Source organism: Sphingomonas sp. (assembly GCF_036388435.1).
Classification (GTDB): Bacteria; Pseudomonadota; Alphaproteobacteria; order Sphingomonadales; family Sphingomonadaceae; genus Sphingomonas.
On record NZ_DASVRV010000053.1, the window covers coordinates 96,779 to 111,448 of the forward strand.

The 14,670-nt window shown below is 68.5% G+C and carries 12 protein-coding genes; 8 read left to right on the forward strand and 4 right to left on the reverse strand.

Annotated features, from left to right (window positions below; all coding sequences use genetic code 11):
* Positions 1-6: 6 nt before the first annotated feature.
* Together VF592_RS13425 and VF592_RS13430 are read right to left on the reverse strand one after the other, a co-directional pair.
* Positions 7-768, reverse strand: a complete 762-nt coding sequence (locus VF592_RS13425; protein WP_331006135.1) for a hypothetical protein — start codon at positions 766-768, stop codon at positions 7-9.
* Positions 744-1,985 (reverse strand): TIGR04063 family PEP-CTERM/XrtA system glycosyltransferase, encoded by a 1,242-nt coding sequence (locus VF592_RS13430; protein WP_331006247.1) that lies wholly within the window; start codon positions 1,983-1,985, stop codon positions 744-746. The genes VF592_RS13425 and VF592_RS13430 overlap by 25 nt, the downstream gene beginning before the upstream one ends.
* 82 nt (positions 1,986-2,067) lie before the next feature.
* Between VF592_RS13430 and VF592_RS13435 the strand changes: the two genes are divergently transcribed.
* From VF592_RS13435 to VF592_RS13450, 4 genes are read left to right on the forward strand one after another with little or no spacing between them, the layout of a single operon-like run.
* Positions 2,068-2,205 carry a hypothetical protein gene (locus VF592_RS13435; protein WP_331006136.1) on the forward strand — a complete coding sequence of 46 codons (138 nt, stop codon included), beginning with the start codon at positions 2,068-2,070 and terminating at the stop codon, positions 2,203-2,205.
* A complete protein-coding gene (locus VF592_RS13440; RefSeq protein ID WP_331006137.1) occupies positions 2,198-3,571 on the forward strand; it encodes a DUF5935 domain-containing protein in 1,374 nt (457 codons plus the stop codon). Before VF592_RS13435 ends, VF592_RS13440 begins: the two co-directional genes overlap by 8 nt.
* Positions 3,568-4,605, forward strand: coding sequence for a DNA topoisomerase IB (locus VF592_RS13445; protein ID WP_331006138.1), 1,038 nt, complete (start codon positions 3,568-3,570; stop codon positions 4,603-4,605). The genes VF592_RS13440 and VF592_RS13445 overlap by 4 nt, the downstream gene beginning before the upstream one ends.
* Positions 4,605-5,753, forward strand: a complete 1,149-nt coding sequence (locus VF592_RS13450; RefSeq protein WP_331006139.1) for a mechanosensitive ion channel family protein — start codon at positions 4,605-4,607, stop codon at positions 5,751-5,753. The genes VF592_RS13445 and VF592_RS13450 overlap by 1 nt, the downstream gene beginning before the upstream one ends.
* 150 nt (positions 5,754-5,903) lie before the next feature.
* On the opposite strand, the gene putA is transcribed toward VF592_RS13450, so the two are convergent.
* Positions 5,904-8,849: a bifunctional proline dehydrogenase/L-glutamate gamma-semialdehyde dehydrogenase PutA gene (gene putA, locus VF592_RS13455; protein WP_414714223.1), complete on the reverse strand. Its 2,946-nt coding sequence runs from the start codon at positions 8,847-8,849 to the stop codon at positions 5,904-5,906.
* A gap of 156 nt (positions 8,850-9,005) precedes the next feature.
* On the opposite strand from putA, the gene VF592_RS13460 reads away from it, so the two are divergent.
* From VF592_RS13460 to VF592_RS13470, 3 genes are all read left to right on the forward strand, one after another.
* Positions 9,006-9,440: a MaoC family dehydratase gene (locus VF592_RS13460; RefSeq protein ID WP_331006248.1), complete on the forward strand. Its 435-nt coding sequence runs from the start codon at positions 9,006-9,008 to the stop codon at positions 9,438-9,440.
* Positions 9,441-9,507: 67 nt separating this feature from the next.
* Positions 9,508-10,683, forward strand: coding sequence for an acetyl-CoA C-acyltransferase (locus VF592_RS13465; RefSeq protein ID WP_331006141.1), 1,176 nt, complete (start codon positions 9,508-9,510; stop codon positions 10,681-10,683).
* A gap of 358 nt (positions 10,684-11,041) precedes the next feature.
* Entirely contained in the window at positions 11,042-11,518 is a 477-nt protein-coding gene (locus tag VF592_RS13470; protein WP_331006142.1) for a pyridoxamine 5'-phosphate oxidase family protein, read from the forward strand.
* A gap of 40 nt (positions 11,519-11,558) precedes the next feature.
* On the opposite strand, the gene VF592_RS13475 is transcribed toward VF592_RS13470, so the two are convergent.
* Positions 11,559-12,764, reverse strand: coding sequence for a polyhydroxyalkanoate depolymerase (locus VF592_RS13475; RefSeq protein WP_331006143.1), 1,206 nt, complete (start codon positions 12,762-12,764; stop codon positions 11,559-11,561).
* A 120-nt stretch (positions 12,765-12,884) separates the two neighbouring features.
* Here VF592_RS13475 and VF592_RS13480 point away from each other — a divergent pair, with 120 nt between their 5' ends.
* Positions 12,885-14,666, forward strand: a complete 1,782-nt coding sequence (locus VF592_RS13480; protein ID WP_331006144.1) for an ABC transporter transmembrane domain-containing protein — start codon at positions 12,885-12,887, stop codon at positions 14,664-14,666.
* Positions 14,667-14,670: the final 4 nt, after the last annotated feature.

Below are 14,670 nucleotides of genomic sequence, written 5' to 3' on the forward strand. Positions count from 1 at the left end.
CCGGGCTCAGCCGGCCCGGCTCATCTGGCGCTGGCGCAACATCGTCCCGCGCTCGAGCCGCGCGAGCAGCGCCTCGATCGACGGAGCACCCACCTCGGCCGCATGGCGCGGCGTGATCTCGAAACTGTCGATCCGCTCCCCCGGCGCGAGCGGCGCCGGCTTGGCGCTTCCGATCGGCACCGTCGCCGCGGGCACCGCCAGCGGGGGCACGGGCCGCGAGGGCGCCATGGGCTGGGCGGGGATCGCACGCGGGTCGAACTCGGCGAGCGGCTGGTCGAGATCGGCAGGGATGGGCCGCTCGATCGGCGCGGCGGGCCCGGCGATCGGCAACGGGCCCCCATCTCCGTCTCCGCCTCCGTCTGCGTCGCTCGCGTCGACGTCGTGATCAGGGGCGGCGGGGCGCGACAGGTCCGCAGCCGATAGCGGCTTGCGCGGCGGGGCGTCGGGATGGGCGTCCGCGCGGCGGACCTGGGGCATCCCGTCCCGACCGCCTTCGCGGGCGAACAGGCCGCCCGCCCCGAACAGCAGGAACAACGCCGCCCAGGCGATCGCGCCGGCCATGCCGCCCAGCGCGATCGCGAGCAGCAGCCGCCCCGTCGCTCCGATCGGCGGCCCGGCGGCTGCGGCGAGTCCCGACAACCCGCTGCCGACGACGAGCGCGTCGACCGTCGCGGCCGGCATCAGCGCGGTGACCAGCGCGAGGATCACGCCGGTCGCCGCGCCGCCGATGGGCGGGATCATGTTCAGGCGAAAATGCGTGGCGACCATGGATTGACCTTAGACGCGGCCCCGATCAGCCGCTGGTAAACGGGTTGATAGTGTCGAATGTTCAACGACCAGTTACGTTCGCGCTCGACGAACGTCCGCGCTTTTTCACGGCGAGCCGCCCAGCCGCTGCGATCGGCGAGCAGGCCGCCCAGCGCCCGCGCGATCGCGGCAGAATCGTCTGGGGCGAACAGGGTGCCCGTCTCGCCGTCGCGGATCAGCTCGCGGTGCCCGCCCACGTCCGACGCGGCGACCAGTCGTCCCTGCGCCATCGCCTCGAGCGGCTTCAAGGGGGTGACGAGTTCGGTCAGCCGCATCGCCTTGCGCGGATAGGCGAGGATGTCGACCAGCCCATAATATCGTTCCACCCGGTCATGGGGCACCCGCCCGACGAAGCGGATCGCGTCCGCGACCGGCGATGCCGCCGCCTGGGCGCGCAACGCCTGCTCCGTCGGTCCGCCGCCCACCAGCAACAGACGAACGAGCGGCCGGTCGGCGACGAGCGCCGGCATCGCCGCGATCAGGTCGTCCAGCCCCTCATAGTCGTAGAAGCTGCCAATAAAGCCGATCACCTCCGCGCCCGGCAAACCCAGCTCCGCCGCCAGCGCCTCGTCGCGCGGCGCGGGCGTGCCGAACAGGCGAAGATCGACCCCGTTCGGCGAGACCATCACCTTGTCGGCCGGCACGCCGCGCGCGAGCAGATCGCGGCGCAGCCCGTCGCAGATCACCGCCACCGCATCGGCGCGCGCCACAGCGAGATTTTCCAGCGCCCGCGTCGCGTGGTATCGCGCCGATCCCTCGCGCCCCGTGCCGTTGCCCACCGCCGCGTCTTCCCAGAACGCCCTGATCTCATAGACCAGCGGTAGGCCGCGGCGTCGCGCCACCCACCGGGCCGCCAAGGCGCCCAGCGCGGGCGAGTGCGCGTGGAGCAGGTCCGGCCGGAACGCGTCGGCCGCCGTTTCGATCGCGCGCGCAAAGGCGACGAGCCCCGCCGCCTCGCCGATCACGCCGCCGCGGCGCACGCCACCGGCAATGGGCGTCCTGTAGAAGTCCAGCCCGTCGACCGTCTCGGGCGATGCTCCGCCCCGTGTGTGTCGCGGCCCCGTGACCCCCGCGACCGTCCAGCCCATGGCCTCCTGCGCCTTCAGGATGGCGCGGGTGCGAAAGGTATAACCGCTCTGCAGCGGCAGACCGTGATCGAGGACGTGGAGGATGCGCATCGGGATCGCTATTGTCATGCCCGCGCTTAACGCCGCGTCAACCGCGTCGCCCTAGGCCGGTGAAAGGGAAGGACCGCGCCGCATGATCGACAATTTCGCGCTCGGCCTGACCCATGGGCTGCTGATACTGGCCGCCTGGCGCCTTCTTCGCCGCCCCGATCTCGACCGGGAGCAGGGTGTGCGCGACCCTTGCCCGCCGAAAGCCGGGCCCGATGCGTGACCTCGCCTTTATCGGCTTCCTGGCGGCGCTGTTCGGCATGGGGTTTCGCCGCCCGTTCCTGTTCGTGCTGGCCTATGTCTATATCGACATCGTCTCGCCCCAGCGGCTGACCTATTATCTGCTCAACTCGATCCAGATCTCCGCGATCGCGGTGGCCTTAGCGTTCGGCGGCTGGCTGCTGGCGGACGACAAACGCGACACCCGCGTCGCGCCGCGCCAGCTGCTGATCGTGGCGCTGCTGCTCTATTGCTGGGTGACGACGAGCTATGCCGATTTCCCCGTCGAAGCCCGCGACAAATGGGGTTGGGTATGGAAGGCGCTCGCCTTTGCCGCCTTTCTCCCGCTGACGCTGCGCACCCGTCTGCGGATCGAGTCGCTGCTGCTGTTCATGGTGCTGTCCGCCGCGTCGATCATCATCGTCGGGGGTATCAAGACGCTGGCGTCGGGGGGCGGCTATGGCCAGCTCAACCTGATGGTCGACAATAATAGCGGCCTGTACGAATCGAGCACCATCGCCACGATCGCGGTCGCGGTCGTGCCCGTGATCCTGTGGTTCACCCGTCACGGCACCGTGTTCCGCCCCGACTGGCGGGTGAAGGCGTTCGCCTGGGCGTTGGCCTTTTCGTGCCTGCTAATCCCGATCGGCACGTCGGCACGAACCGGCCTCCTGTGCATCGGCCTGCTCGCGCTGCTCATGCTTCGCGACGCCAGGCGCAAATTGCTGTATCTCGGGCTCGTCGGCACGGCGGGGCTGCTCGCGGTGCCCTTCCTCCCCTCCGCCTTCACCGAGCGGATGAGCACCATCCAGGGTTATCAGGCCGACAGCTCCGCCTCGACCCGGCTCGCCGTCTGGCGCTGGACGATCGACTATGCGCGCGAGCATCCGTTCGGCGGCGGGTTCGACTCGTATCTCCAGAACACGCTGCGCTTCGACACCGTCACCGCCGACACCTCGGGTAACGTCGTCAAGGCGCGGCAGGAGGTCGACCAGGGACGCGCCTTTCACTCCGCCTATTTCGAGATGCTGGGCGAACAGGGCTATCCCGGCCTGCTGCTCTGGCTCGCGATCAACCTCACCGGCCTGGTCCGCATGGAAGTGCTCCGCCGCCGCTACCGCGCGGCCGATCGGCGTTGGGCGGGCGAACTCGCCACCGCGCTCCAGGGCGCGCACGCCATCTACCTGTTCGGGGCGGTGTTCGTCGGGATCGCCTTTCAGCCGTTCGTGTTCATGCTGGTCGGCACGCAGATCGGGCTCGACACCTATCTAGAGCGCCTGCGCGCCGCGGAACGCTTTCGCCCGATGCGCGCACCGACCGATCCGGCCCGGAACACCGAAGCGGGGTCGATCATTCCCACCGCGACATGAGCACCCTCCCCGACCAGATCGTCTACTCCGACGACAGCGCCCCCGGCATCACCCGCGCGAAGCACGGCGACCACTGGGTCTATACCGACGCCAAGGGCAAGCGGATCACCGACGAGGCGGAGATCGACCGCCTGAACAAGATCGGCCTGCCCCCCGCCTATCGCGACGCCTGGTTCTGCCCCAAGCCCAACGGCCATATCCAGGCGATCGGCTGGGACGAGAAGGGCCGCAAGCAATATCGCTACCACACCGGCTTCCGCGAAGCGCAGGAGGCCGCCAAATATGAGCGCACCGCCGCTTTCGGCCGCGCGCTGCCCAAGCTGCGCCGCAAGGTGGAGGCGGATCTCGCCAAGCGCTCGCTGACCAAGGACCGCGCCGTCGCGGCCGTGGTGCGGCTGCTCGACCGGGGCAATCTGCGCGTCGGGAACGAGGATTACGCCAAGACCAACGCCTCCTACGGCGCGACCACCTTGCGCAAGCGCCATGCCGAGCTGCGCGGCTCGACGCTGAAACTCCAGTTCAAGGCCAAATCGGGCAAGATGCGCGCGCTGCGCATCACCGACCGGTCGCTGTCCAGCGTCGTCAAGAAGTGCCAGGACCTGCCCGACCAACATCTGTTCGGCTATCTGGACGAGCATGGCGCGGCCCACCCCGTCAGTTCGTCGGACGTGAACGCCTATATCAAGGAGGCGACGGGCGAGGATTTCACCGCCAAGAACTTCCGCACCTGGGCCGCCAGCCTGATCGCCTTCGAGGCGCTGGCGGAAGCGCGGGAGGACATGACGCTAAAGACCCTGCTCGCGCCCGTGGTCGAGAAGCTGGGCAACACCCCGGCGGTCGCGCGCCGCTCCTATGTCCACCCGCATTTGATCGACCTGGTCAAGCAGGGCCAGCGCGAATTCCGCGCCGCGCTGCGCCTGCCGCGCACCGCCAAGTATCTCAGCCGCACCGAACGCGGGCTCATCCACTTCCTCGAACGCGATGTCGTGCCCGCGCTGGAGGAAGCCGCCGACGACGCGCGCGCCGCGGCCTGATGAGCACGCCCAAGCCCAAGGCGCTCGACGCCCGCGCCGGCTATGCCGAGACCCGCGACTTCTTCGTCCAGATCGGCGCCTGGGTGGAGGGGCATTGGCTCCAGCTGCTGATCGCGACGGGGTTCGGCCTGCTGATCGTGCTCGCGCTCCAGGCGGTGCGCGGCCTCGGCAAGCGGCTCTGCGCGCGCGAGGACAGCCTGCGGGGCTGGGGCCGGATCGGCGGGCGGGTGCTCGCGCGCACCAACAATTTCTTCATCGTCATGGTCGCGGTGCGCCTGGTCACCCGCTATGGCGGCGCCCCGCCCCAGGTCGCCGAGCTGGTCGGTTTCCTGTTCACCGTGGCCGTGGTTTTCCAGGGGGCGATCTGGGCGCGCGAGCTGATCCTGGGCGCGGTCGAACGCCGCACCGAAAGCGAGCATCACGGCGAGGCGATCGGCTCCGCGATGGGGCTGATCCGCCTGCTCGTGACGGTGGTGCTCTTCGCGATCGCGCTGATCGTGGTGCTCGACAATGTCGGGGTCAACGTCACCGGCCTCGTCGCGGGTCTCGGCGTCGGCGGCATCGCGATCGGCCTGGCGGCGCAGGGCATCTTCGGCGACCTGTTCGCGGCGCTGGCGATCATCTTCGACCGCCCGTTCCGGCGCGGCGACGCGATCGCCTATGACCAGACGGTCGGCACCGTCGAGGAGATCGGCCTGAAATCCACCCGCGTCCGCGGCGTCGACGGCGAGCTGCGGGTGATCGCCAACAAGGTGCTGCTCGATAAGGAGTTGCGCAACAACACCCGCCGCGAACGTCACCACGTCAAATGGGTACTGGGCCTCGCCTATGAGACGCCGGTCGAATTGCTGGAGCGCGTTCCGACGATCCTGCGCGAGATCGTCGAAGGAGCGGGCGACACTTTCAACCGCGCCGGGCTAGTTGGCTTCGGCGCGTCCGCGCTCAATTTCGAGCTCGAATTCGACAGCGGCTCCTCCGACTTCCAGGCGCATTACGACACCCGCCACCGCATAGGCCTGGCGATCCTCCGCCGCTTCGCGGAGGAAGGGATCGCCCTGCCCTATCCGATCCAGGAAGTGCGCTTCGACGCTGCCCGAGGCTCGCCGTTTCAGCCCGAGTCCGCGCCTGCGACGACGGACGCCAACTGACCGCTCCCCTCCCTGGAACAGGGAGGGGCTGGGAGGGGGTGGGTGGACGTGAAACCACCCGCCGTCACGCGACACCGGTCATTCGCACCGACCGCATGCCGTCCACCCACCCCCGACCCCTCCCTGTTCCAGGGAGGGGGGAGCGGCTAGTCAGACCCCGCCCTCGTCCAGCGACAACAGCGTCGCGTTTCCGCCCGCGCTGGTGGTGTCCACCGACACCGCCCGCTCCAGGCAGAACCGGTACAGATAATGCGGTCCGCCCGCCTTGGGCCCCGTCCCCGACAGCCCCTCGCCTCCGAAGGGCTGCGAGCCGACCACGGCGCCGATCATCGACCGGTTGATGTACAGATTCCCGACCCGTGCTTCGCGCTCGACCAGCTCGGCCGCGCGCGCGATGCGGCTGTGCAGCCCCATGGTCAGGCCGTACCCCTTGGCGTTGACGCGCGCGATCGTCTCCTCCAGCGCACCCGCCTTCCACGTCGCGACATGGAGCAGCGGGCCGAACCATTCCCGGGTCAGGTCCTCCACACGGTCGAGCCGGATCAGGGTGGGCGGCACGAACAGGCCATCGGCGGGCACGTCCACCGTCTTGACCCGGCGCCCGCGTGACTGCTCGCGATAGGTCATCAGCCGGTCATAGGCCGCCCGGTCGATCACCGGCCCGACATCGGTCGCCGGATCGCCGGGATCGCCGACGCGCAGCGTATCCATCGCGCCCGAAAGCATGTGGAGCACCCCCTCCGCCACGTCCTCCTGCACCAGCAGCAGCCGCAGCGCCGAGCAACGCTGCCCCGCCGACCGGAAGGCCGAGGTCACGACATCGGCCACCACCTGTTCCGGCAGCGCGGTCGAATCGACGATCATGCAGTTGATCCCGCCAGTCTCCGCGATCAGCGGCACTATCGGGCGATCATCGTCCTCGACCAGGGTCCGCGCAATGCGCTTGGCCGTCGCGGTCGATCCGGTGAAGGCGACCCCGGCAACGCGCGGATCGGCGGTGAGCGCCTGCCCGACCTCGGGCCCGCCCGGCGTGAACTGCAGCACCGCGCGGGGCACCCCCGCCTCCCAGGCCAGCTCGACCGCGCGCAGTCCGACCAGCGGGGTCTGCGGCGCGGGCTTGGCGCAGACCGCATTGCCCGTCACCAAGGCCGCGACGGCCTGGCCCAAGAAGATCGCCAGCGGGAAGTTCCACGGCGCGATCGTCGCCCACACGCCCCGACCCTCCAGGTGTAGCGTGTTGCGCTCGCCCGTCGGCCCCGGCAGCTCCACCGGTCGCAGCCCGGTGCGGGCCTCGGCCGCATAATAGCGGCAGAAATCGGCGGCCTCGCGCACCTCGCCGACCGCGTCCGCCATCGTCTTCCGGGCTTCCTGGACGAGCAGCGCCATCAGCTCGTCGCGGTGCGCCTCGATCAGGTCGGCCAGCCGATCGAGCACCGCCGCTCGCGCCTCGATCGGCGTCGTCGACCAGTCGGGAAAGGCGGCCTGCGCGCGGCCGATCGCGTCGCGGATCTGATCGGCCGGCATCTCGATCGTGCGCGCGATCATATCGGAATGTGGTTCTGTCACCTCCCTCACCGCGCGCGCCAGCACCGCCGGATCGTTCAGGTCCAGCCCCGCGCTGTTCCGCCGCTCCAACCCGAACAGCGCGCCCGGCAGCGGGATCGAGGGATGCCGCGTGCCGCCGACCGCCGCGATGCGTACGACCGGGTCGGCCAGTATCTCCTCCTCGCTAAGCCCCTCGTCCGCCAGCTGGTGCACGAAGGAGGAATTGGCCCCATTCTCCAGCAGTCGCCGCACGAGATAGGCCAGCAGGTCGCGATGCCCGCCGACAGGCGCGTAGATTCGGCAATGATAGCCATGCTCGGCGACCAGTCGCTCGTACAGCCCCTCTCCCATTCCGTGCAGCCGCTGAAACTCGAAGTCCCGGCGATTGCCCGCCCACTCCACGATCGTCGCCACCGTCAGCGCATTGTGGCTGGCGAAGGCGGGACGGATATTCTCCGCGTCGAGCATGTCGCGCGCGACCGCCAGATAGGACACGTCGGTCGAGGCTTTGCGGGTGAACAGCGGATAGTCCGCCAGTCCCTCGACCTGGGTGCGCTTGATCTCGCTGTCCCAATACGCGCCCTTGACGAGCCGGACGTTCATCACCCGGTCGAGCGCGTTCGCCCAGGCGATCACCGGCCGCGCGCGCTTGCTATAGGCCTGCACCGCCATGCCGAACCCGTCCCAGCCCGCGAGCCTGGGCGACCGGGCGACCGCGCCGATGATGTCCAAGCTCATCTCCAGCCGCTCGGACTCTTCCGCGTCGACCGTCAGCGCGATGCCCAATCCCGCCGCCTGGACCGCGAGCTGTTCGAGCATGTCGGTCAGCTCGGGCACGCATTCGTCCCAGCGCGCGACCTCGTAGCGCGGGTGGAGCGCGGACAGCTTGACAGAGATCGAGTGACCCGCGCCCGCGTCGCGCCCCACCGCCTCGACCGCGCGGGTATAGGAGTCAAAATAGCGTCCGGCGTCCTTCCTGGTGCGCGCCGCCTCGCCCAGCATGTCGAAACTGGCGGTGAAGCCGCGATGCTCGGGCCTGCGCATCCGCTTCGACGCTTCGTCGATCGTGCGCCCCATGACGAAGATCTCGCCCATCATCTTCATCGCCGCGCCGACCGCCTGACGCACGAACGGTTCGCCCGCGCGGCTCATCAGGCGGCGCAGCGGCCCGCTCTCGCCCTCGCCGACCAGCGCGCGGCCGACGACCAGCCCCCAGGTCGCCGAATTGACCAGGGCCGAGCTCGACTTGCCCGTATGCGCGCGCCAGTCGGCGTCGCCGATCTTGTCGGCGATCAGCAGGTCGGCGGTCTCGGGATCGGGGACGCGCAGGAACGCTTCCGCGAGGCTCAGCAGCGCCACGCCTTCCGACGAGTTGAGGCGATATTGCTGGAGGAAGCGGTTCACCCACCCCTTGGCCTGGGCCGCGCGCAGGTCGACCAGCATCGCGCGCGCCGTCGCCATCACCCGCTCGCGGCCGTCCGGCGACAGCCGCGCGCGCTCCAGCAGCGGTTTTAGAACATCGGGTTCGGCGGCGCGGTGCAAGGCGCGCATGTGCTGGCGAGGGTCGGACGCTAGGGTATCGGCCATGTTCGTGTTTCCGGTCGGGTGAGGCTTGCGGGACGGCGCCCGCGCGGCCTAGAGAAGCGCCGCTATCTAGCGACGAACTTTGCGAAAGGGGACCCCGTGGCGACATTCACGCCCGCCGAGATGACCGCCCGCATCGGCACCGAGACCGTGTCCGACTGGGTCGAGGTGACGCAGGCTATGATCGACAAGTTTGCCGACGCGACGGGCGATCACCAGTTCATCCACATCGACCCCGAACGCGCCGCGCTGACGCCGTTCGGCGGCACCGTCGCGCACGGTTTCCTGACGCTGTCGCTCATGCCGCTGCTGTCGTCCAAAGTTCCCGACGCGCCGCAGCTCGCGGGCGCGAAGATGGGCGTGAACTATGGGGGCAACAAGGTCCGCTTCATCACCCCCGTACGTTCCGGCAGCAAGGTAAGGGGCCGCTTCAAGTTGTTGAGCTTCGAGGAAAAAAAGCCTGGCCAGTTCCAACAAGCCAACGAGTTCACCGTCGATATCGAGGGCGCGGACAAGCCCGCCCTGATCGCCGAATGGATCGCCCAGGTCTTCGCCTGACATCACCACGCCGGGAGTCCTCGGCGTGATCTTCAATGACCTCAGACCGATCTGAAAGGACCCTCATATGCGCTCAGCCGTCATCGTCTCCACCGCCCGCACGCCCATCGGCCGCGCCTATCGCGGCGCGTTCAACAACCTGCCCTCCCCCACCCTCGCCAGCCACGCGATCAAGGCCGCCGTAGAGCGCGCCGGGATCGAAGGCGCGGAGGTCGACGACGTGGTCTTCGGCTCCGCGCTCCAGCAGGGGCACCAGGCCGGCAACATCGCCCGCACCTCGCTGCTCCGCGCCGGTCTGCCTACGACCGTGTCGGGCATGTCCCTCGACCGGCAATGCGCGTCGGGCCTGATGGCGATCGCCACCGCCGCCAAGCAGGTCGTGGTCGATCACATGGACGTGTGCGTCGGCGGCGGCGTGGACTCGATCAGCCTGGTCCAGACCCCGCAGATGCGCGTCGCCCCCGATCCCGAGCTGCTGGCGATGCACGCCGACATCTATATGCCGATGCTCCAAACCGCCGAGATCGTCGCCAAGCGCTACGGCATCGACCGCGACACGATGGACGAGTACGGCCTGCGCTCGCAGCAGCGTACCGCCGCCGCCCAGGCCGCAGGCAAGTTCGACGACGAGATCGTCCCGGTCACCGCGACCATGGCGATCGTGAACAAGGAGACCAAGGAGGTCTCCCACAAGGAGGTGACTCTCTCCAAGGACGAGGGCAACCGCGCCGACACGACGCTGGAAGGGCTGAAGTCGCTCAAGGAAGTCCTGCCCGAAGGCACGATCACCGCCGGCAACGCCAGCCAGCTGTCGGACGGCGCCTCGGCGTCGGTGCTGATGGAGGAGAAGCTGGCGGAGCAGCGCGGCCTGACCCCGCTCGGTCGCTATATCGGCATGGCGGTCGCGGGCACCGCCCCCGACGAGATGGGCATCGGCCCCGTCTTCGCGATCCCCAAGCTGCTCGAGCGTTTCGGCCTGAAGATGGAGGATATCGGCTTGTGGGAGCTGAACGAGGCGTTCGCGGTGCAGGTGCTCTATTGCCGCGACAAGCTCGGCATCCCCGACGAGCTGCTGAACGTCAACGGCGGCGCGATCTCGATCGGCCACCCCTATGGCATGTCGGGCGCGCGCATGACCGGCCACGCGCTGATCGAGGGCAAGCGTCGGGGCGCCAAGCATGTCGTGGTGACGATGTGCGTCGGCGGCGGCATGGGCGCGGCGGGGCTGTTCGAGGTGCTGTGATCTTGAAATCTTAGGATTGCTGCGATACAAAATGTACCGCGATATCCATATCGCCTTGTGGAGCCTCGGCTGTGCCAGCAGCCGGGGCTCTTTCGCGTTTCGGAGCCCGGCTGCCAGGCCGGGCTCCTACTCTGCGCCTGACTTGTGACGCGCCACTTCGATTATCTTCAGGACCAAGGTCCCAAAGGCGAAGAGTACGCCCAAGATCAGACACAAGGTCGTGATATCCATGATCATACCTCGTGCTGGCGGCGGGATTGCCGCCATCCGCGTCCATGCCGTCCGCCCCTGCGCCGCGCAACCAACCCCCGCGCGCGTCGTTCTCCTCCCGAACCGACCTCATCAAGGGAGCTAGACCATGGCCGATCACGACAGCCCGAGCGAAATCGCCGCCAAGTTCATCACCAAGCTGAAGGAAAGCCCCTTCATCATGCTCGGCCTGACGAACGGCGAGCATTCGGAGCCGATGAACGTCAAGATCGACGACGACCAGCCCAACACCCTGTTCGTCTTCGCAGGCAGGGACAACCGCGCGGCCAAGGGCGGCGACGCCATGGTGCAGTTCGTCGGCAAAGGGCACGACTTCTTCGCCTGCCTGGCGGGCACCGTCAGCCAGGACAACGATCCGGCCCAGGTCGACAAGCTCTGGGACAATCATGTCGAGGCATGGTTCCCGAACGGCAAGGCTGACGCCACCCTGCTCCGCTTCGACGTGGAGTCGGCCGAGCTGTGGGAGACCGACGTGTCGCTCTCGGGCCGCGTGAAGATGCTGTTCGGCGGCACGATCAAGCCCGACGAGTCGTCGAGCCATGCCAAGGTCGGCTCGATCGCCTGATCGTCGAACGGGAGGGGCGGCGTTCAGGCCGCCCCTCCCGTTATCCGTGCGTCACGATCCATTCTTCTACGACCGGCGCTATCTTGTCGCGCCAGCGCGAGCCGTTGAAGATGCCGTAATGGCCGGCACCCTCCGCCATCATGTAACGCTTGCGATCGTCGGGCAGGTTGGTGGCCAGCGTCAGCGCCGCTTTCGTCTGACCTAGTCCGGAGATGTCGTCGCGCTCCCCCTCGATCGCGAGGATCGCCACGTCGGTGATCGCGCCGACATCGACCCGGCGCCCGCGGTGGAGCATCTCGCCCTTGGGCAACGCGTGCGACTGGAAGACCACGTCGATCGTCTGAAGATAAAATTCCGCGGTCATGTCGCAGACGGAGCGATATTCCTCGTAAAACGCCTTGCTCGCGTCCGCGCTTTCGCCGTCGCCACGCACCAGATGTTTGTACATCTCGAAATGGCTGACCATGTGGTCGCCTAAGTTCATCGACATGAAGCCTGCGAGCTGGAGAAAGCCCGGATAGACGCGTCGTCCCGCGCCCGGATGACCGGCGGGAACCGTCGCGATCACGCTCTGCTCGAACCAGGCATGGGGACGTTCGGTGGCGAGCGTATTGACCGCGGTCGGCGCCTCGCGCGTGTCGATAGGGCCACCCATCATCGTCAGCGTCCTGGGCCGGCAGGGATGCTGGTCCGCGCTCATCAGCGCCGTCGCCGCCAGGCAGGGGACCGAAGGTTGGCACACGGCCAGCATATGCGCGCCCGGCCCGATCGCCTCCAAAAAGGCAGTGAGATAATCGATATAGTCGTCCAGATCGAAGCGTCCGTCCGCCAGCGGCACGAGCTTGGCGTCGCGCCAGTCGGTGATGTAGACATCGGCGCTCTGGAGCATCCGGGCGACGGTGCCGCGCAGCAGGGTCGCGTAATGGCCCGACATCGGCGCCACGATCAGCAGTTTGGGCGCCCCCTCCACGCCGTCGCGCCGGAAGCGCTTGAGCTGTCCGAACGGCTTGCGGAGCACGATTTCCTCCGTGACCGCGACCTCGCGTCCGTCGACCGTCACCCGATCGATCCCGAATTCGGGCTTGCCGCGCGGCGCGGCGGAATGGGCGAACACTTCGAGCGCCGACGCCATGACATCGCCGCCGCCCATATAGGCGGGATGCCGCCACATTTCCGCGCCCCAACCGGCCATCATCCCGGCGGTGGTCATCAGCGAGCGCTGCATTTCATAGGCGTTGTAGAGCATTCGGGATCCTTTGCCCCAACATGGGTTGCGAAAGCCGTAACGCAAATGTCACGCCGGGCAACAGCGCACCCGCGCCGCCATGCCGTTGAGCCCCCTCGCCCACCCTGCTAGGCCTGTCCAATGTCAGCCAAAGCCAGTGTCCCACGCGAACCCCGCCGCCGGCTGGGCAACCTCGCCACGGTATGGCGTTATGCGACGCGCTACCCGCTCCAGATCGCGTCGGCGCTGACCGCGCTGACCGTCGCAGCGGGAGCGACCCTGTTCATTCCCTATACCTTCAAGCAGGTGGTCGATAACGGCTTCGCGGCGGGCGCGGACGCCGATCGCATCGCGCCCTATTTCGAAGGGCTGATCGCGGTCGTCGTGGTGCTGGCGATAGCGACCGCGGTTCGATTCTATTTCGTGTCCTGGCTCGGCGAGCGGACGGTCGCCGACATCCGGTCGGACGTGCACCGAAACCTGCTGCGGCTCGCGCCGCGCTATTTCGAGGAGAACCGTCCTTCGGAGATCGCCAGCCGCCTGACCGCCGACACCGCGATCATCGAGCAGGTGGTCGGATCGACCATGTCGATCGCGCTGCGCAACGTCGTGATCGGGATCGGCGGCGTGATCTACCTGTTCGCGCTCGCGCCCAAGCTCGCGGGTGCGTTGCTGCTGGGCATCCCCTTGCTGATCCTTCCGGTGGTCGTGCTCGGTCGCAAGGTCCGCGATTATTCCAAGGACAGCCAGGACCGACTGGCCGATATCGGGGCGATGGCGGTCGAGACGCTGGGCGCGATGAAGATCGTTCAGGCGTTCGGGCAGGAGCGACGGGAGGGAGATCGTTTCGAGGAAGCCGTCGGGCGGGGCTTCGCGAGTGCACGGCGCCGGTTCGCGCTCAGGGCGTTGATGACCGCCGTCGCGATCGGGCTGCTGTTCGGCGGGGTGACCTGGATCATGTGGGTCGCCGTCCAGGATGTCGCGACCGGCCGCTTCTCGGGCGGGTCGCTTACCGCCTTCGTGCTGACGGCGGGGATCGTCACGGGCTCGTTCGGGGCACTCACGGAAGTGTGGGGCGACCTGCTCCGCGCGAGCGGCGCCGCGGCGCGGCTGTCCGAACTGCTCGCCGAGCAGCCCGAGATCGCAGCGCCCGCCCGACCCGTTGCGCTGCCCGAGCCGGCGCGTGGTGCGCTGTGCTTCGAGGCGGTGCATTTCCATTATCCGACCCGGCGCGAGGTGGCGGCGCTGAACGGGTTCTCGCTCGATGTCCGGCCGGGTGAGACGGTCGCGATCGTCGGGCCGTCGGGGGCAGGCAAGACGACCTTGTTCCAGCTCGCCCAGCGCTTCTACGACCCCGAAGCCGGTCGCGTGCTGATCGACGGCGTGGCGCTGACCGAGGCCGATCCGGCCGATGTTCGCGCGCGCATCGCGGTGGTGCCGCAGGAGACGGTGATCTTCGGCGCGTCGGCGCGCGACAATCTACGCTATGGCCGCTGGGACGCGAGTGACGACGAGCTCTGGGCCGCCGCCGAGGCCGCCAACGCCGCCGGCTTTCTCCGCGCCCTTCCCGACCAGCTCGACACCTTTCTGGGCGAGGGCGGTGCCCGGCTGTCGGGCGGACAGCGCCAGCGCATCACCATCGCCCGCGCGCTGCTGCGCGACGCACCCATCCTTCTTCTCGACGAAGCGACCAGCGCGCTCGACGCCGAAAGCGAGCAGCTGGTCCAGCAGGCGCTGGAGCGGCTGATGGCGAACCGCACGACCCTGGTGATCGCGCACCGGCTGGCGACGGTCCGCGCGGCGGAGCGGATCGTGGTGATGAACGAGGGCCGTATCATCGAGCAGGGCAGCCACGCCCAGCTGATGGCAAGACCCGGGCTCTATGCGCGGCTGGCGAACCTGCAGTTCAGCGAAGCGGCTTGACGGA

Coding starts and splice junctions, on each gene's coding strand:
- VF592_RS13450 (WP_331006139.1), top strand. CDS start 4,605: ATGAGCACGCCCAAGCCCAAGGCGCTCGACGCCCGCGCCGGCTATGCC.
- VF592_RS13465 (WP_331006141.1), top strand. CDS start 9,508: ATGCGCTCAGCCGTCATCGTCTCCACCGCCCGCACGCCCATCGGCCGC.
- VF592_RS13445 (WP_331006138.1), top strand. CDS start 3,568: ATGAGCACCCTCCCCGACCAGATCGTCTACTCCGACGACAGCGCCCCC.
- VF592_RS13460 (WP_331006248.1), top strand. CDS start 9,006: ATGACCGCCCGCATCGGCACCGAGACCGTGTCCGACTGGGTCGAGGTG.
- VF592_RS13475 (WP_331006143.1), bottom strand. CDS start 12,764: ATGCTCTACAACGCCTATGAAATGCAGCGCTCGCTGATGACCACCGCC.
- VF592_RS13430 (WP_331006247.1), bottom strand. CDS start 1,985: ATGCGCATCCTCCACGTCCTCGATCACGGTCTGCCGCTGCAGAGCGGT.
- VF592_RS13425 (WP_331006135.1), bottom strand. CDS start 768: ATGGTCGCCACGCATTTTCGCCTGAACATGATCCCGCCCATCGGCGGC.
- putA (WP_414714223.1), bottom strand. CDS start 8,849: ATGCGCGCCTTGCACCGCGCCGCCGAACCCGATGTTCTAAAACCGCTG.
- VF592_RS13435 (WP_331006136.1), top strand. CDS start 2,068: ATGATCGACAATTTCGCGCTCGGCCTGACCCATGGGCTGCTGATACTG.
- VF592_RS13480 (WP_331006144.1), top strand. CDS start 12,885: ATGTCAGCCAAAGCCAGTGTCCCACGCGAACCCCGCCGCCGGCTGGGC.
- VF592_RS13470 (WP_331006142.1), top strand. CDS start 11,042: ATGGCCGATCACGACAGCCCGAGCGAAATCGCCGCCAAGTTCATCACC.
- VF592_RS13440 (WP_331006137.1), top strand. CDS start 2,198: ATGCGTGACCTCGCCTTTATCGGCTTCCTGGCGGCGCTGTTCGGCATG.